Origin of the sequence: Rubrivivax rivuli, assembly GCF_004016505.1 — a bacterium.
In the GTDB taxonomy this organism is placed as follows: Bacteria; Pseudomonadota; Gammaproteobacteria; order Burkholderiales; family Burkholderiaceae_C; genus Rubrivivax; species Rubrivivax rivuli.
In genome coordinates this window covers 1-367 of the sequence record NZ_SACR01000022.1, presented here as the reverse complement: position 1 = coordinate 367, position 367 = coordinate 1, and the positions used below count along the sequence as shown (strand labels likewise).

Genomic DNA, 367 nt, shown 5'->3' with positions numbered 1-367 from the left:
GCAGCATCCTGGGCGCCGGCAGCATCGCCCTGGGCAGCGCCACGCTCACGCACACCGGCACCACCGCCACCAGCTTCGCCGGCACCCTCAGCGGCACGGGCGGCCTGCTCAAGCAGGGCACGGGCACGCTCACGCTCTCCGGCAACCACGGCTACACCGGCACCACGCGCGTGACCGGCGGCACGCTGGCGCTCAGCGGCACCCTGGCTTCCAGCACGGTGGAGATTGCCGGCGGCGCACTCACGCTCACCGGCAACGAGCGCCTGGCCAACACCGCAGCGGTCAACGTCACCAGCGGCAGCCTCACGCTGGGCGGCACCGAGACCGTCGGCACGCTGGCCTTGAGCGGCCTGCTCGATGGCAGCGG

General features: G+C 73.6%; 1 protein-coding gene. It reads left to right on the top strand.

Translation table 11 applies throughout. The annotated features are described in order from the left end of the window. The coding region (locus EOE66_RS21650) for an autotransporter-associated beta strand repeat-containing protein (protein WP_205702800.1) at positions 1–367 on the top strand (367 nt) is incomplete at both ends.